The sequence below is a fragment of the Methanobacterium sp. CWC-01 genome, from assembly GCF_030323845.1.
Lineage (GTDB): Archaea > Methanobacteriota > Methanobacteria > Methanobacteriales > Methanobacteriaceae > Methanobacterium > Methanobacterium aridiramus.
Genome location: NZ_CP040735.1, coordinates 1,250,134 through 1,271,392, shown reverse-complemented (window position 1 = coordinate 1,271,392; position 21,259 = coordinate 1,250,134). Strand labels below are relative to the sequence as shown.

At 44.3% G+C, this 21,259-nt stretch carries 21 protein-coding genes; 9 read left to right on the top strand and 12 right to left on the bottom strand.

Going from position 1 to position 21,259, the window contains the following annotated elements:
- Positions 1–67: 67 nt before the first annotated feature.
- Positions 68–937 (bottom strand): C1 family peptidase, encoded by an 870-nt coding sequence (locus FGU46_RS06845; protein ID WP_286473159.1) that lies wholly within the window; start codon positions 935–937, stop codon positions 68–70.
- 354 nt (positions 938–1,291) lie between these two features.
- Between FGU46_RS06845 and FGU46_RS06840 the strand changes: the two genes are divergently transcribed.
- Positions 1,292–2,887, top strand: a complete 1,596-nt coding sequence (locus FGU46_RS06840; RefSeq protein ID WP_286473158.1) for a DUF6541 family protein — start codon at positions 1,292–1,294, stop codon at positions 2,885–2,887.
- A 24-nt stretch (positions 2,888–2,911) separates the two neighbouring features.
- Here FGU46_RS06840 and FGU46_RS06835 read toward each other — a convergent pair whose 3' ends face one another.
- Complete coding sequence (locus FGU46_RS06835; RefSeq protein WP_286473153.1) at positions 2,912–3,163, bottom strand: hypothetical protein; 252 nt, start codon at positions 3,161–3,163, stop codon at positions 2,912–2,914.
- A gap of 160 nt (positions 3,164–3,323) precedes the next feature.
- On the opposite strand from FGU46_RS06835, the gene oadA reads away from it, so the two are divergent.
- Positions 3,324–5,039: a sodium-extruding oxaloacetate decarboxylase subunit alpha gene (gene oadA / locus FGU46_RS06830; protein ID WP_286473151.1), complete on the top strand. Its 1,716-nt coding sequence runs from the start codon at positions 3,324–3,326 to the stop codon at positions 5,037–5,039.
- An 87-nt stretch (positions 5,040–5,126) separates the two neighbouring features.
- On the opposite strand, the gene queC is transcribed toward oadA, so the two are convergent.
- The 4 genes from queC to FGU46_RS06810 all read right to left on the bottom strand — a co-directional run bounded on the left by queC (position 5,127) and on the right by FGU46_RS06810 (position 7,873).
- Positions 5,127–5,813: a 7-cyano-7-deazaguanine synthase QueC gene (gene queC, locus FGU46_RS06825; RefSeq protein ID WP_286473150.1), complete on the bottom strand. Its 687-nt coding sequence runs from the start codon at positions 5,811–5,813 to the stop codon at positions 5,127–5,129.
- A gap of 52 nt (positions 5,814–5,865) precedes the next feature.
- The gene (gene larC, locus FGU46_RS06820; protein ID WP_286473146.1) at positions 5,866–7,080 is read right to left on the bottom strand and encodes a nickel pincer cofactor biosynthesis protein LarC; all 1,215 of its coding nucleotides are present in this window, start codon (positions 7,078–7,080) and stop codon (positions 5,866–5,868) included.
- A gap of 112 nt (positions 7,081–7,192) precedes the next feature.
- On the bottom strand, positions 7,193–7,366 hold the full coding sequence (locus FGU46_RS06815; RefSeq protein ID WP_286473145.1) for a hypothetical protein: 174 nt from the start codon (positions 7,364–7,366) through the stop codon (positions 7,193–7,195).
- A complete protein-coding gene (locus FGU46_RS06810; protein WP_286473144.1) occupies positions 7,367–7,873 on the bottom strand; it encodes an MJ1244 family protein in 507 nt (168 codons plus the stop codon). It abuts the gene before it with no gap.
- Between the two features lie 62 nt (positions 7,874–7,935).
- Between FGU46_RS06810 and FGU46_RS06805 the strand changes: the two genes are divergently transcribed.
- The 3 genes from FGU46_RS06805 to FGU46_RS06795 are packed head-to-tail and all read left to right on the top strand — an operon-like array spanning position 7,936 to position 10,338.
- Positions 7,936–8,985: a phosphatidylglycerophosphatase A gene (locus FGU46_RS06805; protein WP_286473142.1), complete on the top strand. Its 1,050-nt coding sequence runs from the start codon at positions 7,936–7,938 to the stop codon at positions 8,983–8,985.
- A gap of 1 nt (position 8,986) precedes the next feature.
- On the top strand, positions 8,987–9,799 hold the full coding sequence (cobS, locus tag FGU46_RS06800) for an adenosylcobinamide-GDP ribazoletransferase (RefSeq protein ID WP_286473140.1): 813 nt from the start codon (positions 8,987–8,989) through the stop codon (positions 9,797–9,799).
- A complete protein-coding gene (locus tag FGU46_RS06795; protein WP_286473138.1) occupies positions 9,799–10,338 on the top strand; it encodes a tRNA (cytidine(56)-2'-O)-methyltransferase in 540 nt (179 codons plus the stop codon). The genes cobS and FGU46_RS06795 overlap by 1 nt, the downstream gene beginning before the upstream one ends.
- A 14-nt stretch (positions 10,339–10,352) precedes the next feature.
- Here FGU46_RS06795 and FGU46_RS06790 read toward each other — a convergent pair whose 3' ends face one another.
- Entirely contained in the window at positions 10,353–11,396 is a 1,044-nt protein-coding gene (locus tag FGU46_RS06790) for a PQQ-dependent sugar dehydrogenase (protein WP_286473136.1), read from the bottom strand.
- Positions 11,397–11,529: 133 nt separating this feature from the next.
- On the opposite strand from FGU46_RS06790, the gene upp reads away from it, so the two are divergent.
- Positions 11,530–12,177 (top strand): uracil phosphoribosyltransferase, encoded by a 648-nt coding sequence (gene upp / locus FGU46_RS06785; RefSeq protein ID WP_286473135.1) that lies wholly within the window; start codon positions 11,530–11,532, stop codon positions 12,175–12,177.
- A gap of 65 nt (positions 12,178–12,242) precedes the next feature.
- Here upp and FGU46_RS06780 read toward each other — a convergent pair whose 3' ends face one another.
- The 5 genes from FGU46_RS06780 to FGU46_RS06760 all read right to left on the bottom strand — a co-directional run bounded on the left by FGU46_RS06780 (position 12,243) and on the right by FGU46_RS06760 (position 17,875).
- Positions 12,243–12,749 (bottom strand): fumarate hydratase C-terminal domain-containing protein, encoded by a 507-nt coding sequence (locus FGU46_RS06780; RefSeq protein WP_286473131.1) that lies wholly within the window; start codon positions 12,747–12,749, stop codon positions 12,243–12,245.
- Between the two features lie 14 nt (positions 12,750–12,763).
- Positions 12,764–13,915 (bottom strand): tyrosine decarboxylase MfnA, encoded by a 1,152-nt coding sequence (gene mfnA / locus FGU46_RS06775; RefSeq protein WP_286473129.1) that lies wholly within the window; start codon positions 13,913–13,915, stop codon positions 12,764–12,766.
- Positions 13,916–14,006: 91 nt separating this feature from the next.
- Entirely contained in the window at positions 14,007–16,295 is a 2,289-nt protein-coding gene (ppsA, locus tag FGU46_RS06770; RefSeq protein WP_286473125.1) for a phosphoenolpyruvate synthase, read from the bottom strand.
- 71 nt (positions 16,296–16,366) lie between these two features.
- Positions 16,367–16,849 carry a 50S ribosomal protein L16 gene (rplJ, locus tag FGU46_RS06765; RefSeq protein WP_286473119.1) on the bottom strand — a complete coding sequence of 161 codons (483 nt, stop codon included), beginning with the start codon at positions 16,847–16,849 and terminating at the stop codon, positions 16,367–16,369.
- Positions 16,850–17,281: 432 nt separating this feature from the next.
- Positions 17,282–17,875, bottom strand: a complete 594-nt coding sequence (locus FGU46_RS06760) for a hypothetical protein (protein WP_286473118.1) — start codon at positions 17,873–17,875, stop codon at positions 17,282–17,284.
- A 703-nt stretch (positions 17,876–18,578) separates the two neighbouring features.
- Here FGU46_RS06760 and FGU46_RS06755 point away from each other — a divergent pair.
- The 3 genes from FGU46_RS06755 to serS are packed head-to-tail and all read left to right on the top strand — an operon-like array spanning position 18,579 to position 21,157.
- Positions 18,579–19,361: an ATP-binding protein gene (locus tag FGU46_RS06755; protein WP_286473116.1), complete on the top strand. Its 783-nt coding sequence runs from the start codon at positions 18,579–18,581 to the stop codon at positions 19,359–19,361.
- A 9-nt stretch (positions 19,362–19,370) separates the two neighbouring features.
- Positions 19,371–19,607 carry a KEOPS complex subunit Pcc1 gene (locus FGU46_RS06750; protein ID WP_286473114.1) on the top strand — a complete coding sequence of 79 codons (237 nt, stop codon included), beginning with the start codon at positions 19,371–19,373 and terminating at the stop codon, positions 19,605–19,607.
- Positions 19,604–21,157: a serine--tRNA ligase gene (gene serS, locus FGU46_RS06745; protein ID WP_286473113.1), complete on the top strand. Its 1,554-nt coding sequence runs from the start codon at positions 19,604–19,606 to the stop codon at positions 21,155–21,157. Before FGU46_RS06750 ends, serS begins: the two co-directional genes overlap by 4 nt.
- Positions 21,158–21,259 lie beyond the last annotated feature (102 nt).

Genomic DNA, 21,259 nt, shown 5'->3' with positions numbered 1-21,259 from the left:
AAATTAAACCAGGAAGATGGAGTAAAACACCCATCTATCCATTAATCACAAATTTATTCTTCAAAACTTACTCTTCTATACCAAATTGTTCGGTGTCCACCCACTCGTTTTTTATCAGTGTCCACCAATCAGTGGCTAATCCTTTAGTAACGTATTCGTAGGGTAACCAGCCATATCCCTCTTTACCCCACTTTGTCCCCCAGGAGTTTCGTATTAATATAGCCCCGGTGGTTTTATTTTTGCAGGAAGAATTTTTTATTTCCATTTTATCATCGTAGCCCACGGCCATCACGGCATGTCCACCCATGACCTGCTCTCCCTTACAGGGGTAAGGTATCTTACCAGTGGCCGCTGAATCTTGTATGGAGTTGTATACTGTAAAGCCAAATATAGATGGCAGTCCCGCGGCTAGATTGGTTTTGATTCTGTCTAAAAGAACTTCTGTATCAGTCTGCAGAGGATCAAGACGAAGGTACTGTAAGGCCTGATAACTCTGCGCGAAAGAATAAGTGAAGGCTGGTGGCTCCAAGTCAAAGTCTTCCACCACATAGGGATAGTATTCCTCGGGAGGTACTCCGAAAAGGACCAGAGCCTGCATGGTAGTCCTTAGGTAGGCCCCGGTGTCCCCAGTAACCTTCATAAGGTTTCTGGTGGCCTTGTATAAAAAAAGGCGTGAGGCATCCAGATGTTTACCAAATGCTCTTTTCTCAAAATATTCCACCATTCCCACTCCTGCATTAGCTGTGCAGGAGCCTAGCTGTCCCTGATCTTCCACAGGAGGGCACCATTCCCTGAGATCTATGTTTTCAGGGGCTGCCTTTAACGGATCAGCGATGCCCATTTTATCCATAAGCGGTTTTAAACTCTTTCGACTCACACTGTAATCCCGGAAGTCGGGATAATCTTTTAACCAACCCATACCATTCCTGTTATCCACATTCATCACCTACTAAATAATTGATGATATTGACTGTAAGTAATAATTTAGGATAGATTTCCAGTGAATATAATAAAATTATTGCTCTTATAAAGCAATATTGCACCATCGAAAATTTTAAAACCTTTAATTATATCGTTTATTAATATAAAACTAATCCTTATTAATTTTTTTGTATTTTGAGTTGAAAATGACCATTTTACAATGTAATAAAATCATAATTTTATATAATAAAAAAAGAGTGCACTACTTTTGGTGGCATAAATTCCAGTGGAAATCTTTTTATCCAGATCAGCCCCCAATATCTACTGTGGGATTAGATTTTTTATCTCCTTAAAATTCCAGGATGAAAACATGGAACTGAAAAAATACGGTAAATACGCGCTGGCCATCCCCACAGTGGTGGCTCTACTGCTGGCACTGATCCCCACCCTGAAGTATCAATGGCCCCTCAGCTGGGACATCATCTACCACGTTCAGTATGCAAAGGTTTACTCCCAATACGGGTTAACATTAACCACTCCCCTATTAAACGCTCCAGTGGGGCAAAAAATAGGTTATCCTCCTCTTTTCCACTTCCTGTTGGCTGGTCTTGGAAATTTATTCCAGACTGACTACTTCCAGGTCGCGCGCTCATTACAACCAGTTCTAACCGCTTTGGTAGTTTTTTCAACTTCCTATGTAGCTTATAAGTTCTATGGAAAACTGGCTGGGGTGTCGGCCGGGTTTATACTCATATCCAGCTATCTTTTCAAAAGGATGATCCTTCCAGTACCAGAAAACCTGGCCCTGATCTTCATTCCCCTGGCTGTTTATCTTTACTATCTATCCATAAGAGATAATCGAGTTAAAATAGCAGTTTTATCGGGTTTAATACTGATATTGATCATGGGGATCCATTTGGCAGCGGCCTTAACCCTGTTATTAACGGTTAGCGCTATCAGTCTAGTTGAATTAGTGTATTACCGGGATGTGGAAGTATTTAAGAGTTATGGAGCATTCTTATTGCCCCCAATATTAACCCTAATCATTGTTGTCATGGGATTGTTATTCCTGTACCCAGAGGTATTTGGATCGGTTTTAGCTCAGGGAATAACTGCCGCAACTGGCTTTGCAACCTCGCTGGTTACTAACCGCCCCTTAAGTATCCCAGGTTACCTTGGAAATTTAGGGCCTTTAGCATGTGTTTTTGGACTCTTAGGATTAATAAGAGCACTAAAGCAGCCTAGAAAAAAGGATCTGTTCATTATCGTCTGGATAGTAGCCATGCTCCTTCTGAGCGTTTCTTACCTTATCGGTATCAACGTTATATCCTATCGGGTGATGATCTACATCCTCATACCCCTCTCCATACTGGCGGGGTTGGGCCTTCATCAATTTTATAATCATCTGAAAAATTACCATCGTTCATCCTCCCCACGATTCAGGTGTACCGTTATGGTACTGATATTTATACTGGCTACCTTAAGCGGATTTTTAACAGTCAGCAGTCAGGATATTGCTTCTTTTTCCGTTAAGAGCGACTATGGTGATATCCAAATCGCGCCGCCATCTGACGCCGAGCTGGATCTCGCCAGTTGGTTCCAGGAAAATGGCAATCAAAACCGTTCCATCCTTATATCCAACCAGTTCACGGGAATGTTCCTGGCCACCCAGGCAGGGGTGCCTATGCACTACGGTTTTGAGTATTATGGCCTTAAAAGTCTACCTACAGCCACCTTAGATGCCATGATGAATGAAAGCATCGGTTATATTGTATATGATAAAAAACTGGTCCTATCACCACCAGATGAAAGCAAACTGCATATTAAAAGGGTTTATTACGAGTTTTTCCCCCTGTTCTACTTCAGCCAGGACATTGAAAAAAACATAGATCAGATTAAGCCAGACTACACCCAATTGGTCTACGAAAACCAGGAATTCATCGTTTGCCAGGTGGTTTATACCTAATATTCTGCCTAAGACTTCTTATCCCTACGAGTTCTTATCAATGAACTCCCGGTACACCCACACCACCAGCTGCCCCACTATCCAGGGTACGAATATGAAAATCAGCACCCCCGTTACAATCAGTAAAAGGCCGCCAATTAATCCGGGTAGTAAATTCATGGCGTAACTAGCTAGATTTGTACTGAAAAAGTTTAAAACCGTGGTTATTGCACCAAAGATAATGCTGAAGATAAGTCCTGCCAGCCAGTACTTGCCAAAACCTTCTCTTATACTCATTTGAATTTCTCCAGGTTATAATATTAACTTTTTAGAGTTTAACTATTGGTGTGCTGGCTTTTGATCTACCCTAAAGCCTCATCCTGTTTTGAGAAATATATATGCCAGTTTTGACTATCTATATTAAGATTAGTAAATTTCAACAACTTCGAGGGTCATCATGACTAAGATTAGGATCATTGAAACAGCGTACCGGGATGCCCATCAATCACTACTGGCCACCCGTATGAGGACCAGGGATATGTTGCCCATTGCCGAGGAAATGGACAAAGTGGGATACTTTTCACTGGAGTCCTGGGGAGGAGCAACCTTTGACTCCTGTATCCGCTACCTCAACGAAGACCCCTGGGAAAGGTTAAGAGAACTAAAAGAACATGTGACTAAGACCCCACTGCAGATGTTACTCCGGGGTCAGAACCTGGTGGGATACAAGCACTACCCGGATGATATCGTACGCAGATTTGTGGAGAAGTCCTACGAGAACGGGGTGGACGTTTTCAGGATATTTGATGCCTTGAACGACATTCGAAACATGGAAATGTCTATTAAGGTGGCCAAAGAACAGGGTGCTCATGTACAGGTTGTCATCAGTTACACCACCAGTCCCTACCACACTCTAGAGAAGTATGTGGAATTCGCCAAGGAATTAGAGGCTAAAGACTGTGATTCACTGGCTATAAAAGATATGGCCGGACTTATCTCTCCCCATGATACTTATGAACTTATTAAAACTCTTAAAGAAGAAACTAACCTACTTATTAACCTGCACTGTCACTGTACCAGCGGTATGACCCCCATGAGTTACTATGCAGCATGTGAAGCCGGAGTAGACCTTTTAGACACTGCAATTTCTCCACTGGCCTGGGGAGCCTCTCAACCCCCTACTGAGAGTATAGTGGCTGCCTTAAAAGACACCCCCTACGATACGGGACTGGATTTGAAGCTCTTAAACCGTATAAAGAAGTACTTCGAAGAGATTAGGAAAAAATACAGTGGCATACTAGACCCCATAACTGAGAGGGTTGATACTGACGTCTTAATATACCAAATACCCGGGGGAATGCTCTCTAACCTGGTTTCCCAGCTTAAAGAACAAAACGCCATGGACCGTTACCAGGACGTGCTGGATGAAATGCCCCGGGTCCGAAAGGAAATGGGCTATCCGCCCCTGGTAACCCCCACCAGCCAGATCGTAGGTATCCAGGCAGTTATGAATGTTCTGAGCGGAGAAAGATATAAAAACGTCACCCAAGAGGTTAAAGAGTACATGAAGGGCTTTTATGGTAGGCCACCAGCCCCCATAGATCCCGAGGTTTCCAAGAAGATCATCGGGGATGAAGAGGTCATAACCTGCCGGCCCGCCGACCTCCTGGAGCCGGGACTGGAGAAATGTCGCGCTGAGGCAGAAAAACTGGGTATTGTGAATAAAGAAGAAGATGTACTGACCTACGCCCTTTATCCTGCCGTGGCACCCAAGTTCCTTAGGGGAGAATTAGAAGAAGAACCCTTGGAACCTCCAAAAGAGGATGGTGCATCCAATGACACGGGAACTGTCCCCACCGATTACCAGGTCGATGTGGATGGAGAAGTTTTCCAAGTAAAGGTGGTTCCCACCGGTTACATGGAAATTGAGCCAGCAAACCAGACCCCCACAGGACCAGTGGAGGGCGGGGTCTCATCTACCATGCAGGGCATGATCCTCAAGTTAAAGGTTACAACAGGGGATAAAGTCAATGAAGGAGACGTTGTGGCTGTGGTAGAGGCCATGAAGATGGAAAATAACATACACGCCCCTGAATCTGGAATGGTAGAGGAAGTCTTCGTAGAGGAGGGTGACACCGTCAATGCCGGAGATCCCCTGATGGTTATAAAATAAATGTGGGTTTAACCCTGCATTAACCTTTTTTTTAATTTTTAAGGACTTTTCTTTAGTAAATTTTTTTTAGACTAATAACAATAGAGTCTAATCACTGTATACAGTTCTATCAACAACTCCAGACTTATAAAAAGCCCTCTTACGCCTCATACAGGATTCACAAGTCCCACAATGCTCCTCCCCACCCAGGTAACACGAGTAACTCAAATGCAGAGGGGCATCAACCCTATCTCCTAATTCCACTATCCCAGTCTTTTCCAGATTGATAAGCGGGGCCTCTATTTCTATTTCATCCGGGGAACCTATTTCCAGGACTTTATTGAATGCTTTCAGGAACCCTTGGGAGTTATCAGGAAAGGTGGCTGCTTCTTCCTGATCCCAGCCCACTATTATGGCTTTGGCTCCTTCAGACTCTGCAAATGAAGTTGCAATGGCTGTGAATACAATGTTACGTCCAGGAACCCACACTTTACGGGCAGTCTGGTCACAGAGTTCCTTATTATCCAGTTGATCCATCCCAATTTGGGGGACCTCTTCTTGGCTGGTGAGGGCTGAGTTTCCCAGAGCAGCTAACCAGGGAAGGTCGATGACCGTGTGCTCGATGTCCAAGGCATCACATATGGCCTGGGATGACTTTATCTCCATTTCAGCACTTCGTTGACCATAATTAAAGGTCACAGCATGGATCTGGTAATGATCTTTAAGGTAGGTAGTGGCCACTGTGGAATCCAAACCACCGGATAGGACGGATATGGCCCTAGGTTTTAAATTCATTTATTTAACTCCTAATTTACATTAACAATGTCCATAGATAACTTAGATTAACTTAGATTATTTGTTCCCGGGAGATGTGGTGCCAAAATGCCTCATCCGCCATCCGGATTACCTCTTTAATGGGGATTTGCATCTTTTCTGCTATCTGACGTGCGTCTTCATATTCAGGGGCGGTGTTTATAATTTCATTGCCAATCTTTCCCACTTTTATGCGAATTTTTTCATAACTTCCAGCTAGTTCAAATTCTAGGGGGATGATCTCCCTCTCCAGGATGTTCCTATGGACAAACGGCATGACTCTAACGCCTAAAGTACCTGTCTCTCGTATAATGGCCTCAGATATCCTGTCACAATCCTGTGGACGGACAATTACCCGCAGCAGGTGGCCGGGACGATTTTTTTTCATTAATACTGGTATCATGGAAACATCCAATGCTCCCTGAGCCATTAACTTTTGGAAAAGATTTCCCAATATCTCTCCGGAAACATTATCTAAGTTGGTCTCCAAGATGGCCACTTGATCCGTGGGAAGGGCCGAGGCCCCTTTAATTATCCTTAGAACATTGGGAAAGTGCAGATCCATTTTACCCGCCCCATAGCCAGCTCTCTTGCTGGTCAAGAAGGGCTGAAACTGACAGTATTCATCCACCAGATTTACGTATAAGGCTGCACCGGTGGGGGTGGTGAGCTCTTCGGATACCGGGCCACCCTGGGTTGGTGTGTTTTTTAAGATTTCCAGAGTAGCAGGGGCGGGTATACTCATCAATCCATGTTTAGTTTTTTTCATACCCCCACCCATGGCAACTGGCAGGCCATATACCTTATGTAAGTTTAATTTTAAATCATAAAAGGCATAGGCGGAGCCCATTACATCGGCCACCGCGTCTGCAGCACCCACCTCATGGAAATGAACATCTTCTAAATCAACACCATGCACCCGAGCTTCAGCCCGGGCCAGGGTTTTGAAAACATTCATGGAAAGATCAAATGCCCCAGAAGGCATTTCTTCAGGTTTTGTATTCTTTAAAATCTTAACCAGTTTTACATATTTAATTGAATCCTGGTCCTCAGCGTCAATCTTAGCATGGGTAGCAGCCAAACCTCCTTTATTTAACTTTTCCAGTTTTATATCGATATGGCCAAAAGGAGAAGTAAAATATTCCATAACACTTTTCGTGCCATTTATATCAGCCCCCAGGTCAATTAATGCGCTTAAAACCATATTACCTGCTATTCCTGCATTTTGGGGGTCGATAATTACTACCATAAGATCACTATTTTAAATAATTATAAAAATCTTAAATTCCTTTTTTTTAGATAGATCCTTAAATAGATATTTCGAGGGTCAAAAAAAATGAAAAAAATGAATATTAAGGCCTCTAATCACACTTTGGTGGAGTTTCTACCATGTGGAATTTATAATAACGGGTAAATCCACAATCTTTACAGGTTATCTTAAGGGTGTAGGTGTCCACTTCAATGTCGTGGATGGTAGCATCCCCACATTTAAAACAACTCGCGGATTTTTTTAATTTCCACTTTTCAATTGCCATCTACGATACCCCCTTTTCCGCCCCTTTGATGGTGTAGTGGCGGGTGGCACCACAGTTGGTGCACCATATTTTAGCCCGGTTAGTATCTATTCTGATTCTTTGAATGGCATTTTCTCCACAGTAAAAGCATGAAACTTCTTTTTCCAGTAACCAGGTTTCAGCCCTTTCTGCTTTTTCCTTGTCGCCATAGTTAACGATTATACGACGGATAGGAACTTCCATAATGGTATATTTTTCTCCTTCCAGGTTATCAGTTACTGATTTGACAATTCCTTCCACCCTTTCCTCTTCCACCACACTGCAAATCAGAACTGCATCGGTTGCAAGGTCCCGAATAAGACTAATGGCAGATTTGGGATCTTCCTTAATAGAAAAACCCTTCCAATCCTGAGGAGACATTCCCTTATACTCTAAAACATAAAATCCAGTTATACCTGCATCAGTTAACGCGTTCATGGCCTTTCCTAAGTTTTCAACCTCGACAAAGACCCTTAAATGCACTTTCATAAGACCACCTATATAAATTATATCCTTCATATCTATTATATGCTAGTGTGAAAGGTGGTTAGATGGAAGTAAAGCTATGTACCGATGATTTTAATCTGGTAATGAACCAGAATGAGGTTATTTTAGAGGGAAAAAAGGATTTTATCCTATTCGGGAGGTCGAAGAACTTTAATGGTTGGGGAAAGTTCAGATCACTTTCCAATCATGTTCTGGAAGTAGATGTCACTGGGGATAAATTAGACGAAGAAAGATATATTGCAGATCTGGTTTTAAAAAAAGAACTACCTGAGCCAGCAGCAGTTATCCTAACCCCCTCCACAAGAATAAAAAATGAAATGGTGACCATTGGGCCAGTTTCTACCATTATCAGTGCCGGTGAGTCACGAACAGGAACTGCAATTTTTGAAAATATTTTTATCTCCACCATGGTGCTTGTAGACCGTGTTCTGGACCAAGGCACCCTTCTAAAACTAATACTTAACATTCAAAATACCCTATCAACTGTTTTATGGGAATTAGGTGCTATCGATGGTGCCCATCTCAAAAACCAACCTATGCCCATTTTAATTTTGTGTAAAGGTTTAGAAACCCAGGAAAATCCCGATGAAATTCAGGAAATAGAAGAATTCGCCCACCAATGCGTATTGAAAGCTACCCGTTTAGCCCTGGAGGATGCGGGGTATCCACTTTCCATAACCCAATTTTTGAATGCATCCGGGGTGGGAATAGATGACCTGGTGGCGGCCGGGACAGAACTTCTGGTAGGTGTAGATGACAGTCCTGAACTTCGAGTAAAGATTAAAGGGCAATTAATAAAAGCTTTACAGGACATAAACGTGATTTCGTTAGTCCTGGCGGGCATTAGGGTAGAAGATGATTACCAGCGTCATCGGGTGCTGGGCGTGGATGTGGATGATGATCCGGCCTATTTGTATGCAGACGAGGTCTTGGGAATGGCCATTGCCAATCAAATAGCCGGTACCAAGGCCATATTCAATTTTAAAAGGTATGATGAGAAAAAACCGGGCATAATTAGCAAACTGGGCCCTATGCTGGATGACGTGTGCGCGGGATTAGTGGCCGGCTGCATGTCCAAAATATTCGAGGAATAACATGGCAAGTAAAGTTAGATTAGATGCCCCAGTTCGAAAAGGTGAAGGTAATAAAAGTAACAGGATCAACGGTTGGAAAGGGTTCCTGGGACTGGTCTCTTTCTCCACCATACTACCCTTAAATATTCATACCAGCATACAGGAAATGGCAAGATTTACTTGGACCTGGCCATTAATTGGTGGTTTCATTGGAATATTAGTAGGTTTAGTGGCCTTTCTGATTACAGGTGTAATACACCTACCCCAATTGATATCTGCTGCCCTGATATACAGCTTCGCCATCATCATTACCGGGTTACACCACCTGGACGGGCTGATAGACTTTGGAGACGGGCTTATGGCCCATGGAAATCCCCAAAGACGAATAGAAATTATGAGGGATCAAAGGATTGGGACCGGAGGACTTTCATCTCTTTTAATTGTAGCCCTTGTAACTGTGACATCCCTATCGGCACTTCCGGTGGAGCTATTGGTAATGATAATTGTTGTATCTGAAATAGCAGCCAAGTTAGGCCTGGTAACCTGTGCCACTTTTTCCAGACCCTCAGGTGATGGTACCGGCACCCATTTCATAGAAAATATGAGTCCCAGATTATTGGGCATTTCCCTGACTATATGCATCCTCATAGGATATTTTGCAGTGCAGTACACTGGAATAACCGGAATATTAGGAGGCGTTGTTATGGGCCTGATCATGGCCATGATAGCCCGTCGAAAGTTCAAATACACCACAGGCGATATATTGGGGGCTACAAATGAATTATCCCGAATGTTGGCCCTGCTCGTAATGGTTTTAATCCTGACTATGGGGTGATGAGAGTGGAAGTAAAGGTTTTAAGGCTGGATCACCGGCGGATACGTGACGCTAGAATTACTACACATGTATGTTTAACTGCCCGGGCATTTGGAGCATCAGGAGTATTCCTGGATGGAGACCATGACCAGAAACTCATGGAAAACGTCCGGGATGTGGTGAAAAGATGGGGTGGTTCCTTCCAGATCGATTATCAAAAAAACTGGAAAAACCTTCTAGAGGAGTGGAAAAAGAATGACGGAGAGATAATCCATCTTACCATGTACGGAGAACCTGTCCAGAATGTAACTCCCCACATAAAAGATTCCAAAAAGGACAAGCTGGTAGTGGTAGGCGGGCCCCGGGTACCTACCGAGGTATATCAGAAGGCCGACTGGAATGTGGCCGTGACCAGCCAACCCCATTCCGAGGTATCGGCCCTGGCCTTATTCCTGCACCTGCTCTTCGAGGGCCAGGAACTGGACCTCGAATTTGAGGGAGGAGAAATCAAGGTTTTACCATCCCCTAAGGGTAAGAAAGTGATTATGGGCCGGGATTAACCATAGAACCCGGATTAACTTACCTTCACCCTTATGATCCGATCATCTCCTGATTTAGGAATACCCCGACCATCCCGATTAGAAGTGGAGATGTAGAGGTAACCACCATACTCTACCACATCCCTAATACGGCCCAGATCATGGAACAAAACCTCTTCCCCCACCACAGATCTTCCATCCACCGACAATCTTACTCTTCTAAGCTGATTCCCCCTTAAACCAGCCAGATAAAGGCTTCCCTGGGAGTAGGCCAATCCAGACGGGGCCAGGGTGAATTCGGTAAAGGCACGTAAGGGTGAAACCATACCGGGGGAGGTCTGATTACCTTCCATGTTGGGCCAGCCATAGTTGGAACCGCTGGTGATGATGTTGATCTCATCGTTACTACTCTGACCATGTTCAGAAGCATACATAATACCATTACTACCCCAAGCTATTCCCTGGGGGTTGCGGTGTCCGTAGCTGTACACGTAGCTTCCAAAGGGGTTGTCAGATGGTATGCTGCCATCTGGATTGATTCGGAGTATTTTACCCGCCAGTGAATTAGTATCCTGGGCCAGTTGCCGTTGAGAAGCATCCCCTGTGGTAATGTACAGTTTACCATCAGGACCGAATTTCAATCGGCCCCCATCATGTATCTGGGCGGCGGGAATGTTTTCTATTAATATGGTCTCATTTTCTAACCTTTCACCTAATTGGAAGCGGGACACCCTATTGAAGCTGCCCGAGGTGTAATAAAGATAGATGTACCGGTTTTGGCCAAATTCAGGATCCACGGCCACACCTAAAAGACCTGATTCACCGGTGGAAGTGGGGTTAACGTTTCCCACCACCTTAACCTGATTACCCTCCAGAATACTTACCCTCCCTGGTCGTTCAGTGAATATCATCCTTCCGTCTGGCAAAAATGCCATTGCCCAGGGCACTTCCAGGTTTTCAGCCAACACCTCAGTCTGATTACCTGTATCCTGGACCTGACGAGGTAATGTCAAATAAACTCCAACAGCCACCACTAAAACCAGTAATATAACCCCCACTATCAGCAGATTTCTCCTCATTTCCATCTCCCCCTAGTCTGCATATTATAATATCTTCTTCTACCACTTTATATTTTCAAAAAAAAGAATACATCATTAACCCACTGTTTACTATTATAATAATCGGAAATATATGGATTAAAGGAGATTAGAAATGATGATAGAAGTTAACCATCTACTGGTCCAGGAGCGGTTAAGCAGGATTAGAAGACGCAACGTGGGGCGTGTTGAATTCCGAGCAGGAGTGAGAGAAATTGGGCGGTTAATCAGCTACCAATTTGCCAACAGTCTGGATAAGGAAGAATTTGACGTGGAAACTCCCATGGGTACCGCAAAGGGTGTGAAGATTAAGGACTGGGACGATCTAATTGTGGTCAGTGTACTGCGAGCCGCCATACCCATGGTGGAAGGGATTATGCGGGTATTCCAGGAGGCCCAGTCCGGAGTGGCTGGCGCGTGGAGGAGTGATGAACCCCCCTTCCCCGTGGAAGTGGGGTACTTGAGGCTTCCGGAAGTTGACGGTAAAATAGTGATTGTGGCTGATCCCATGCTGGCCACCGGGAACACTTTAGTGGCCATACTGGACCGTATTAAAGAATTGGGAACACCCAAACGATTGGTTATGTTTAACATAATCTCGGCCCCGGAGGGATTAGAAAAAGTGCTTAGCCAACATCCTGATGTGGAGTTATACACGGCCTCCATTGATAAGGAACTTACCTGTGACGGTTATATTGTTCCGGGGCTTGGTGACGCAGGAGACATCGCCTTTGGTAAGCCCTGTGAATATACCTGCCCATAAATAATATAAGATAATATAAAATGAGATGAAGATAAAATAAAGGCTAGATACGACGTGTAGATTGTTTAGTAAAGTGATTCGCCTTGGGCCACGGCCACTATCCCGGGAACCCCCCGCACTTCAAGTTTATGAATGGCCTCCATACCCTCTTCAGGGAAGGCAACTACTTCAGAGGAGATAACCTTACTGGTGAGGAGAGCTGCCGCCGGGGGGGTGACTGCAAAAACAGATTTATATTGGTTCAAGTCATCTATCGTTTCTGGGGAAAGAGCCCCTTTACCAAGGTGTATGCGTACCCCGGCCCGGGATAATGGAGCAATGCTTTCCTCGATTTCCACTTTGTTACTGGTGGTGGGGGATATGCCTGCTTGGCTAACAGCCGTGTGCATAATAACTGCTCCCTCCAATTTAAATGGGGTATCTTCTTTTTTTATGAGTTTAACCAGGCGTGGTAGGGCTGCATCGCGGCCGGTGAAAATGCTGCCAGATATAATGATGAGATCACCAACCTTCAACTGTTGGACCACATCTAGAGTTAGTGGAGTGTTGATATTTCTGCCTTTTTCTACCATGTGAACTTCTACTCCTAAAAGGATTTTAAATCAGTTAAGTCAGACAAGAATTTAAGAAGATGCTCTTTTTTAATATGGGGCATGACAATTATGCGAATAGCCGCGGGGTAAGCAGAAACAGAAGGTAACCATCCTTTATCCATCATTCCCTGGGATATTTCATCCATAGTCATTTTGGGAGAGTGGAAAGCCACGATGTTAAGTTCTGGTTCGGTTACCAGTTCAAATCCAGCCTTTTCTATACCATCAGCCAGGAAATCAGTTAACTCCATGCATCTGGTAGCAATTTTACGGTAACCGTCTCTTCCCAGGTGTTTTAAGAGGGCCCAGGTAGCAGCGGTGCTGGCTCCGGTCCGGGTGCCTACGATGGTTGATTGCCGGTCTTCAGTCAGGTAGGGTGTTTCTATACTCATGGATTCCAGATATTTCCTGTGACGGAATAAAATCCCACCGGTGGGTATAGGGGCCAGACCCATCTTATGGGGGTCTATGGTTATGGATGAAACTCCCGGAATCTTAAAATCAAATTCTGGTAAATAATATCCAGCATCTCGCAGGAAGGGTATGGAAAATCCTCCAAAAGCAGCGTCCACATGGAGGTAAATATCGTTATCCATGCAGATCTCAGACAATCCCAGTATCGGATCTATTTTTCCCAGCTCAGTAGTGCCGGCCACCCCTACCACAGCCACCGTCCTATCCGATATCAGATCCTCCACTGAAGTTAGGTCTACCCGGTAGTTCTCATCCAGTTCAGCTTCTTTGAGGGAAAGACACAACATTTCCGCTGCTTTTTTGAAGGAAAAGTGGGCGGATTTTGGTACAATGATCTCGGCATCTTTAATTTCACTAAGGTTACGGGCAGCCCGCACAGCCATTAAATTAGCCTCCGTCCCCCCAGTGATGATATGACCATGTACATCAGGTTTTCCAAGCATATCGCCCAGAATAGTTATCACTTCATCTTCCAGGTCTTTAGTACCAGGGAAAAGCCCAGGATCCCCCAGGTTAGATTCTAAAAACATAGAGTATGCTTCCAGGGCTACTGGATGAGGGCAGGTGCACATGGATCCCAATATCCTGCCGGACTGATAGGTTAAGTCCTTTTTTTTGTATTCCCTGAGACTTTCAATGACCTTTTCTCGGGACATTCCCTTGTATTGCATATGATCCCTAAAACATAGAATTATTATGGCCTTTGGAAATGGCCTTTAGAAGTAAAACCTAAAATAAAGAAAATAATGGAGTTTTGTACTCCTATTGTTGCATCATCTTACGTGCAGCTTTGAGTAAAAGTTTTTTCTCCACCCGGGCCACAGTTTCCCGGACATCAGCCACAGCATCTGTGTTGGCAGATACCGAGGTTATTCCCAGTTCTACTAATTTTTCCACAATGGCTGGGATACTTCCCGCCTGTCCACAGATACTGGTTTTCACCCCAGCCTTGTTACACTCTATGATTACTCTTTCAATGAGTTTAAGCACTGCAGGGTGACCTTCAGTGTATAAACCGGCCACTTTCTCGTTATTGCGATCAATGGCCAGGGTGTACTGGGTGAGGTCGTTGGTTCCAAAACTCACAAAGTCCAGTCCTTCAGCAATGAAGTCCTCTATAATCATCGCTGCCCCGGGTGTTTCCACCATTACCCCAAATTCGATCGTTTTCTGAGGTTTAAGGCCCACTTCACGGGCTATATTTTTAGCTTGCTTCAGCTCGTCGGGGTGTTGCACCAGGGGTAGCATGATGCCAATGTTGGTGTATCCCTGTTCGTGGAGCTTTTTGATGGCCTTGAACTCTGCCCGGAGAATATCCGGCTCGTCCAATTCTCTTCTGATACCTCTCCAGCCCAGCATGGGGTTGTGTTCATGTGGTTCGCCTTCTCCACCTTCCAGGGATTGGAATTCATCGGTGGGTGCGTCCAGGGTTCGGTACCAGACTGGTTTAGGGTAGAAGGTATCCGCTACTTTTAGTATGTTCTCCACCAGTACCCGAATGAGTTCATCTTCATTCCCTTCCACTATGTATTTTTTGGGATGTACTCCAGTGGTGAGCATCATATGTTCGGTTCTGAGTAATCCTACACCATCAGCGCCAGTAGCTGCGGCCTTTCTGGCTGCTTCAGGCATGCTGACATTCACTTTTACCTCAGTCACAGTTAACAGGGATGGTGAAACCATTACTTGCTGTTCGGTGGTTTCTTCCTTTTTTGTGGTGTCTATCAGTTTACCCTCCCATACTAATCCCTTGTTACCATCCAGGGTAACTACGCTGTTTTCAGGGAGTATTTGAGTGGCTTCTCCGGTCCCCACCACACAGGGGATTCCCAATTCACGGGATACTATAGCAGCGTGGCAGGTGACCCCGCCCTCATCGGTTATGATACCATTAGCCCTTTTCATGGCCGGAACCATATCCGGGGTGGTCATTACCGTCACCAATATATCTCCTTCATGAACTTTGTCCAGTTCATCGGTGCTGCTGATGATCTTTACCGTTCCCGCAGCCATTCCAGGACTGGCCCCCAGTCCCTTGGTAATAATAGTCCGATCTATTTTTTCGCCTTCTTCCACTTCAGATACTTCCTGAAGGGTAGTTACTGGCCGGGACTGCAACATGAAAATACGGCCCCCTTCGATGGCCCATTCGGTGTCCTGGGGGAACTGGTAATGATTGTGTATATTCCGGCCCAGCTCCGCCAGGCTAGATATTTCATCATCGTTTAGAACCTGTTTGTTTTTAAGATCATCAGGCACAGGTAACTTCACCGTATTGCCCTTTTCAGGATCACGGACGAACATGATGTTCTTTTCACTTACCTGATGTTCGTTGATCTTCCCGGTTTGCTTGTCCACCCAGTAAGTGTCGGGAGTAACTGTTCCAGATACTACTGCTTCGCCCAGACCCCAGGCGGCCTCGATTAGAATTTTTTCCTCACCGGTGGATGGGTGAACGGTGAACATAACTCCGGCCTTTTCAGCATTCACCATTTCCTGTACCACCACCGCAATGTAAACCTTGTCGTGGTCGAAGTTGTTTTCTTCCCGGTAAAATATGGCTCGGGCTCCGAACAAGGATGCCCAGCATTTCTGAACGTATTTAAGGACGTCTTCATCGCCCCTTATATTTAGATAAGTATCTTGCTGGCCTGCGAATGATGCTTCAGGGAGATCCTCAGCGGTAGCAGATGATCTGATGGCTACAAATACGTCATCAGAGCCAATACGAAGACACAAAGCATTATATGCTTCTATGATAATCCTTCTGATGTCATCCGGCATCGGAGTGTCAATGACGATCTTTTTTATCCTTCGAGCGGCATCCTGAAGTTCTCGATTCTGGTTGACGTCAATGGCATTAAGAATGTCCATAATGGTGTCGAAGATTCCTGTCTCCTCCACGAATTTCTGGTAAGTTGCAGAAGTAACCACAAACCCGGGGGGTACTGGTATGCCTGCCTGGGTTAGCTCCCCCAGGTTAGCCCCCTTTCCACCAGCCACATCAACATCGTCTTTTCCCAGTTCCTCGAAAAATTTGACAAACTCCATGCTAACCCTCTTTTATCCGTTTCTTTTTACCAGCAAAGGTACTACTTAAAGCACTATTTAAAAATTTAAATCTATTTAACCAGTTCTGCCCCTTCATCGATTACTATCTTACAGGGGACTGGAAACTTCATGGCAGCCCTTCTGAGTGCTTCTTTGGCGTCCTTAAAGTTCTTCTTGTTGGTTCTAATTGTTAAGACACGCTGGTCAGCTTTAACTATCGCCACTGAACTCACTGGCTTTCCGTATGCTTTTCTCATACCATCCTGCACCCGGTCTGCACCAGCACCAGTAGCCATAGGGTTCTCACGCACTATGTGGTGAGGATATACCCTTATTTTCAAGTGGTAACCCATTCTACCAGCCCTTCTCTGCATGTACCTGTTGGAAGCTATCCTAGAAGCTTCCAGAGAATTGTGAGAGAGATGGGCCTGTTTCTTAAGGGCCAGGCTTACGGTAAGGGGAAACTCACCTGATAAGTTACCCATGTCATATTGAACAATCCTGGAACCAGGAATTTTACGAATGTACTCTTTTCTAGTGTATGCTCTTACCATCTATTCTTCCTCCTTGTCAAAGTTTAATTCTATAATCTAATAAATTTTAGGCTTCCACCAGTTGGGTCATATAATTACTCGGAATCAAAACCAGGTAGAAATCAATAGTAGATTTAGTTTGTGAATTTATAATATATAAGACTTGGCAATGGCTAAAATTACCAGCATAAAATATCATGAAAAAAAGTTAAATTCGTTTTATCAGAATGATCATTGCACATTTGCACATTAAAATTTAATGTAGAATATGAATAATTTTCTTGCTCTACTTAAGAATCCGCCTTTGATTTCTTCAAATAATAAGAAAATCATCTAACTGGGTAGAAAAATCAAAAAACTACTCTTTAATGGAGTATAATTATTTTAAAAAAAATATTGGAGGATTAAGAGCTTGCACCCCAAATCCACACACTTTATGCACTTATGGATCCATCAACTCTGGATTACTTTACCGTTGACGTAGTTGGATGTGTACCAGTATCGCATTGCGTATCCGTTGCCTTTGTAGTCGTAGTTTACCCATTTGCCGTTTTTGTAGTATTGTACGGATCGGTGTCGGGAAGACATGCTGGTGGCGTATTGAATGATTCTTACTTTGTATCCTTGTTTTTTCAATTGATTGTAAAGTATTGCACTGTTGGTCCAGCAGTCTCCGGTTCCTTTAGAACCTTTGCTGGATTTGTAACTGGATTTGTAGTATACTTTCACGTATTTGGTGACTTTAACGTAGTATGCGGCTCGGACGTACCTGTAGCGGCCGTTCCGGTACTTTTTCTTGTACTTGTACTTTTTCACGTAGTAGGTTTTCTTCTTCCAGTAATAGGAAGCCGCGTTGACTTCTGGTTTTGCAACTGAAGCCGAATTTGCTGAGTCGATGTTCGTAACTTGTGAAACGCTGGTGCTTTGACTTGTGCTCAGACTATCTACGGCCCCTGAGAGGGGTAAAGTGCATATCACTATCGCTAATGCGAATAGCAACGCTTTATTTACTTGTCGCTTGATTATACCGCCTCCGTGTCTCATCATATCACATGATAAGCCATCTTGGTATAGAATTGCATCTAGTAACAGGACTTATAAAGGTTCTGGTTTTATTCTCGCAAATTCCAAGCCATACAGCTTTTTTTTCGATTTAAGACGTCTTTAGAGGGAATTCACAAGACCAAAAATAGATAAACCCAATCCATTGTTATTTTCCCCAACATACCTTNCAACTAAATAAAGCCAAGCTAATCAGAATTCATAAAAAGATCCATTCCTAAAATACACTGTGCCCCACCCAATGACCCAATTAACAAAAAAGAACCAAACTACAACATTTCAATCATTTATGAAGTTATGACAAGCAATTTATACTAAATCATCTTTAAATCCACATTTCACAAGGAAATAGGAGACCACGTCTTTTTCCACTCCCCATCCCCGGAGCGAAGTGACAAGGGTTGATAGCAAAATGATCATAATCCGCCCCAAGAACCCTAAAACCTTCCTAAACTGTTCAGTTTAACCCTGCAACGGTTCTAATCCAATTAAAAATTCGGGCCAATAAACCCTGAAAATCTATAAATCGGATTAAAATTTCATTAATACCTAGTTCAGACCACCTTATAGTAGAATTTAACAAATTTTATACTCGTTAAGTAATTAAACCCCAGCCACCATAGTAGATCTATTGATCCCTGACCTCTGTTGATGAGGGGCTATTAATCAGTTTTTGTTGGTGAAAAGTATGAAGATCGCGGTTACTGGAAAAGGAGGAGTAGGAAAAACCACACTGGCTGGTACCCTGGCTTGTATACTATCCCAAACCTACAGGGTATTCGCCATCGACGCCGACCCGGACATGAATCTGGCGGGAAGTTTGGGAATACACACCCCTATAACTCCCATATCTAAAATGAAGGACCTGATTAAAGACCGGACCGGTGCTGAACCAGGATCATCCTTTGGAGAAGTTTTCAAGATGAACCCCAAGATATCTGATCTTCCGGAATCCCTTTCCATAAATTACGATGAAGAAGGACGTTTGAAACTCCTGGTGATGGGTACCGTGGATAAAGGGGGCGATGGATGTGTTTGCCCCGCTTCAGTACTCCTTAAAGCTCTTTTAAGGCACCTTATATTGAAAAAAGACGAAATAATTCTTTTAGACATGGAAGCGGGAATTGAACATCTGGGAAGACGTACCGCAGAAGCCGTGGATCTGATGATTATTGTGGTGGAACCCGGACTCAAATCTTTAGAAACCGCCGCCCGTATCAGGAAACTGGCTAAGGATATCGGAGTGGAAGAAGTGGTTGCCGTTATAAATAAAGTTTCCAGTGGGGATGAAGAAGCCTTCGTAACCAGTAAACTCAATGAAATTGGTTTAAATGTTTTAGGAAGTATCCCCCGGGATTATAATGTGGTGAAAGCCGATATGGAAGGTCTGCCCCTGGTTGATTATCCTGATTCTCCGGCTCTAAAAGCAGTGGAGGATATCGCGGAAAATATTTTAAGCAATCTCCCCTAAAATCATAGTATGCAGATCACTGCTCGGCTAACCTTCCATTATCAGGCGGAAAAACAGGCTATAATTGCCTACCAATCCCTAGAACCTGATAACCGGAATTATCTGGAGTCAAAAGTTGTAGATAATGACTTTATATGTGAAATTCGCGGTGAATCTGTGACAAGAGTATTAGCAACTCTCGATGACCTTATTTTTTCTGAGATCCTGGTAGAAAAAGTGTTAAAAATAGATGGTGATGAAATATGAAGTTTACATTAGAAGGCCAAATCACCTTCAGTAAAGATGCTGAAGAGGCCCGTGATGATATTAAAGAATTCCTAAACGATGCCAACCAAGACCTTTTCCTCAAAGGAGTGCCCCCGGAACAGAAGGAAGATGCCTCCCGTGTGGTGGAATGGAGCCTAGAAGGGGACACCCTGCATCTCAAGCTGGTCTCCGGTAGAAGAGGAAGAGCCCATGACGCCATCCTAAGGATAAAAAAACCTTTAACACAACTTTTAGGTCCCAAGTACCGGCTGGGAGTCCGTAAAATTTCAGTTGATTTCTATGAAATCCGCATACCCACCAGGGAGATGGTGGATGTAGGTGAAATGCCCTATGTCCAGGATTCCAGCTTCAAAGACGGGGTCATGATAATTAAATTCCAGAAATTAGAAGAATCAGATATTCGTCGCCATGTGGTTGATCGGGTGGTAAAACAAGTCCAGAACCAAGCAGGTATATTAACGGATACTTCCTCTGAAGAATCATCCACTGATATCCTAACTCGACAGGTTACCAAAATTGAACCGGGAACCATAGTTTTCAAGAGTAAAAAACAGGAAATCTTCTTTGACGGAGATCCCACTGAGGAGTTAGCCCGGTTGGGGTGGGTTAAAAAGTTTCCTGGTAAAGGGCAGTGGTTCTATGGGCCTCCACTCATCACACTGCAGAGGGCTGTGGAGGAGATATTCCTGGAAAAACTGGTTTATAAACTGGGTTTCGAGGAGTGCATGTGGCCCAAACTCATTCCCATCCCAGTGATGAACAAGATGCGCTACCTGGAAGGCCTCCCCGAAGGAATGTACTACTGTTCTGCTCCTCGCCGGGACCCAGAACTCTTTGAGAAGTTTAAAAATGAATTAACCATCACCAAAGAGGTGCCCATCCATCGTCTGAAAGAGGGATTGAAGGACCCATCCTACGTCTTGGCACCAGCCCAGTGCGAGCCATTTTACGAGTTTTTCTCACATGAAGTGGTAGATGAAAAGGATCTTCCTATTTCCCTGTTCGATCGTAGCGGTTGGACCTACCGCTGGGAGGCCGGCGGAGCCAAGGGCCTGGACAGGGTTCACGAATTCCAGAGGGTGGAACTGGTGTGGCTGGGCCACCCGGAACAGGTGGAAAAAATTCGTGACGCCACCCTGGAGATCTCACAGGAATTAGCCGACCAGATGGAGCTGGAATGGTACACCGAAGTAGGTGATGACCCTTTCTACCTGGAGGGTAGAAAATTAGAGGATAGGGGAATTGAATTTCCGGATGTACCCAAATATGAGATGCGCCTGGTGGTTCCTGGAGCCGATAAGGGAGTGGCTGCGGTTTCTGCCAACGTACACGGCACCCACTTTACGGAAGGTTTTTCCATCAAAGAGGCCCATCAAAAAACTCTGTGGACCGGATGTACCGGTATCGGCATCACCCGCTGGTTGTTCGGATTCCTGGCCCAGAAGGGTTTTGATAAGGAAAATTGGCCAATTGACGTCAAGAAAAGAGTGGAAATGGTCAGGGTTCCCAAGATGGTTACCTGGCCATGATAAGTTCGTAGACGGCCAATCCAAGAACACGTGCTTTAAATTGGTGCACTGAAAAGCCAAGAAAATCTAAAATAGTATTTAATCAAAAATAGTTAAAAAAAT

What these genes read in the sequence shown, in the direction of transcription:
- FGU46_RS06840 (WP_286473158.1), top strand. Translation starts at nt 1,292, where the DNA reads ATGGAACTGAAAAAATACGGTAAATACGCGCTGGCCATCCCCACAGTG.
- FGU46_RS06835 (WP_286473153.1), bottom strand. Translation starts at nt 3,163, where the DNA reads ATGAGTATAAGAGAAGGTTTTGGCAAGTACTGGCTGGCAGGACTTATC.
- oadA (WP_286473151.1), top strand. Translation starts at nt 3,324, where the DNA reads ATGACTAAGATTAGGATCATTGAAACAGCGTACCGGGATGCCCATCAA.
- queC (WP_286473150.1), bottom strand. Translation starts at nt 5,813, where the DNA reads ATGAATTTAAAACCTAGGGCCATATCCGTCCTATCCGGTGGTTTGGAT.
- larC (WP_286473146.1), bottom strand. Translation starts at nt 7,080, where the DNA reads ATGGTAGTAATTATCGACCCCCAAAATGCAGGAATAGCAGGTAATATG.
- FGU46_RS06815 (WP_286473145.1), bottom strand. Translation starts at nt 7,366, where the DNA reads ATGGCAATTGAAAAGTGGAAATTAAAAAAATCCGCGAGTTGTTTTAAA.
- FGU46_RS06810 (WP_286473144.1), bottom strand. Translation starts at nt 7,873, where the DNA reads ATGAAAGTGCATTTAAGGGTCTTTGTCGAGGTTGAAAACTTAGGAAAG.
- FGU46_RS06805 (WP_286473142.1), top strand. Translation starts at nt 7,936, where the DNA reads ATGGAAGTAAAGCTATGTACCGATGATTTTAATCTGGTAATGAACCAG.
- cobS (WP_286473140.1), top strand. Translation starts at nt 8,987, where the DNA reads ATGGCAAGTAAAGTTAGATTAGATGCCCCAGTTCGAAAAGGTGAAGGT.
- FGU46_RS06795 (WP_286473138.1), top strand. Translation starts at nt 9,799, where the DNA reads ATGAGAGTGGAAGTAAAGGTTTTAAGGCTGGATCACCGGCGGATACGT.
- FGU46_RS06790 (WP_286473136.1), bottom strand. Translation starts at nt 11,396, where the DNA reads ATGAGGAGAAATCTGCTGATAGTGGGGGTTATATTACTGGTTTTAGTG.
- upp (WP_286473135.1), top strand. Translation starts at nt 11,530, where the DNA reads ATGATGATAGAAGTTAACCATCTACTGGTCCAGGAGCGGTTAAGCAGG.
- FGU46_RS06780 (WP_286473131.1), bottom strand. Translation starts at nt 12,749, where the DNA reads ATGGTAGAAAAAGGCAGAAATATCAACACTCCACTAACTCTAGATGTG.
- mfnA (WP_286473129.1), bottom strand. Translation starts at nt 13,915, where the DNA reads ATGCAATACAAGGGAATGTCCCGAGAAAAGGTCATTGAAAGTCTCAGG.
- ppsA (WP_286473125.1), bottom strand. Translation starts at nt 16,295, where the DNA reads ATGGAGTTTGTCAAATTTTTCGAGGAACTGGGAAAAGACGATGTTGAT.
- rplJ (WP_286473119.1), bottom strand. Translation starts at nt 16,849, where the DNA reads ATGGTAAGAGCATACACTAGAAAAGAGTACATTCGTAAAATTCCTGGT.
- FGU46_RS06760 (WP_286473118.1), bottom strand. Translation starts at nt 17,875, where the DNA reads ATGATGAGACACGGAGGCGGTATAATCAAGCGACAAGTAAATAAAGCG.
- FGU46_RS06755 (WP_286473116.1), top strand. Translation starts at nt 18,579, where the DNA reads ATGAAGATCGCGGTTACTGGAAAAGGAGGAGTAGGAAAAACCACACTG.
- FGU46_RS06750 (WP_286473114.1), top strand. Translation starts at nt 19,371, where the DNA reads ATGCAGATCACTGCTCGGCTAACCTTCCATTATCAGGCGGAAAAACAG.
- serS (WP_286473113.1), top strand. Translation starts at nt 19,604, where the DNA reads ATGAAGTTTACATTAGAAGGCCAAATCACCTTCAGTAAAGATGCTGAA.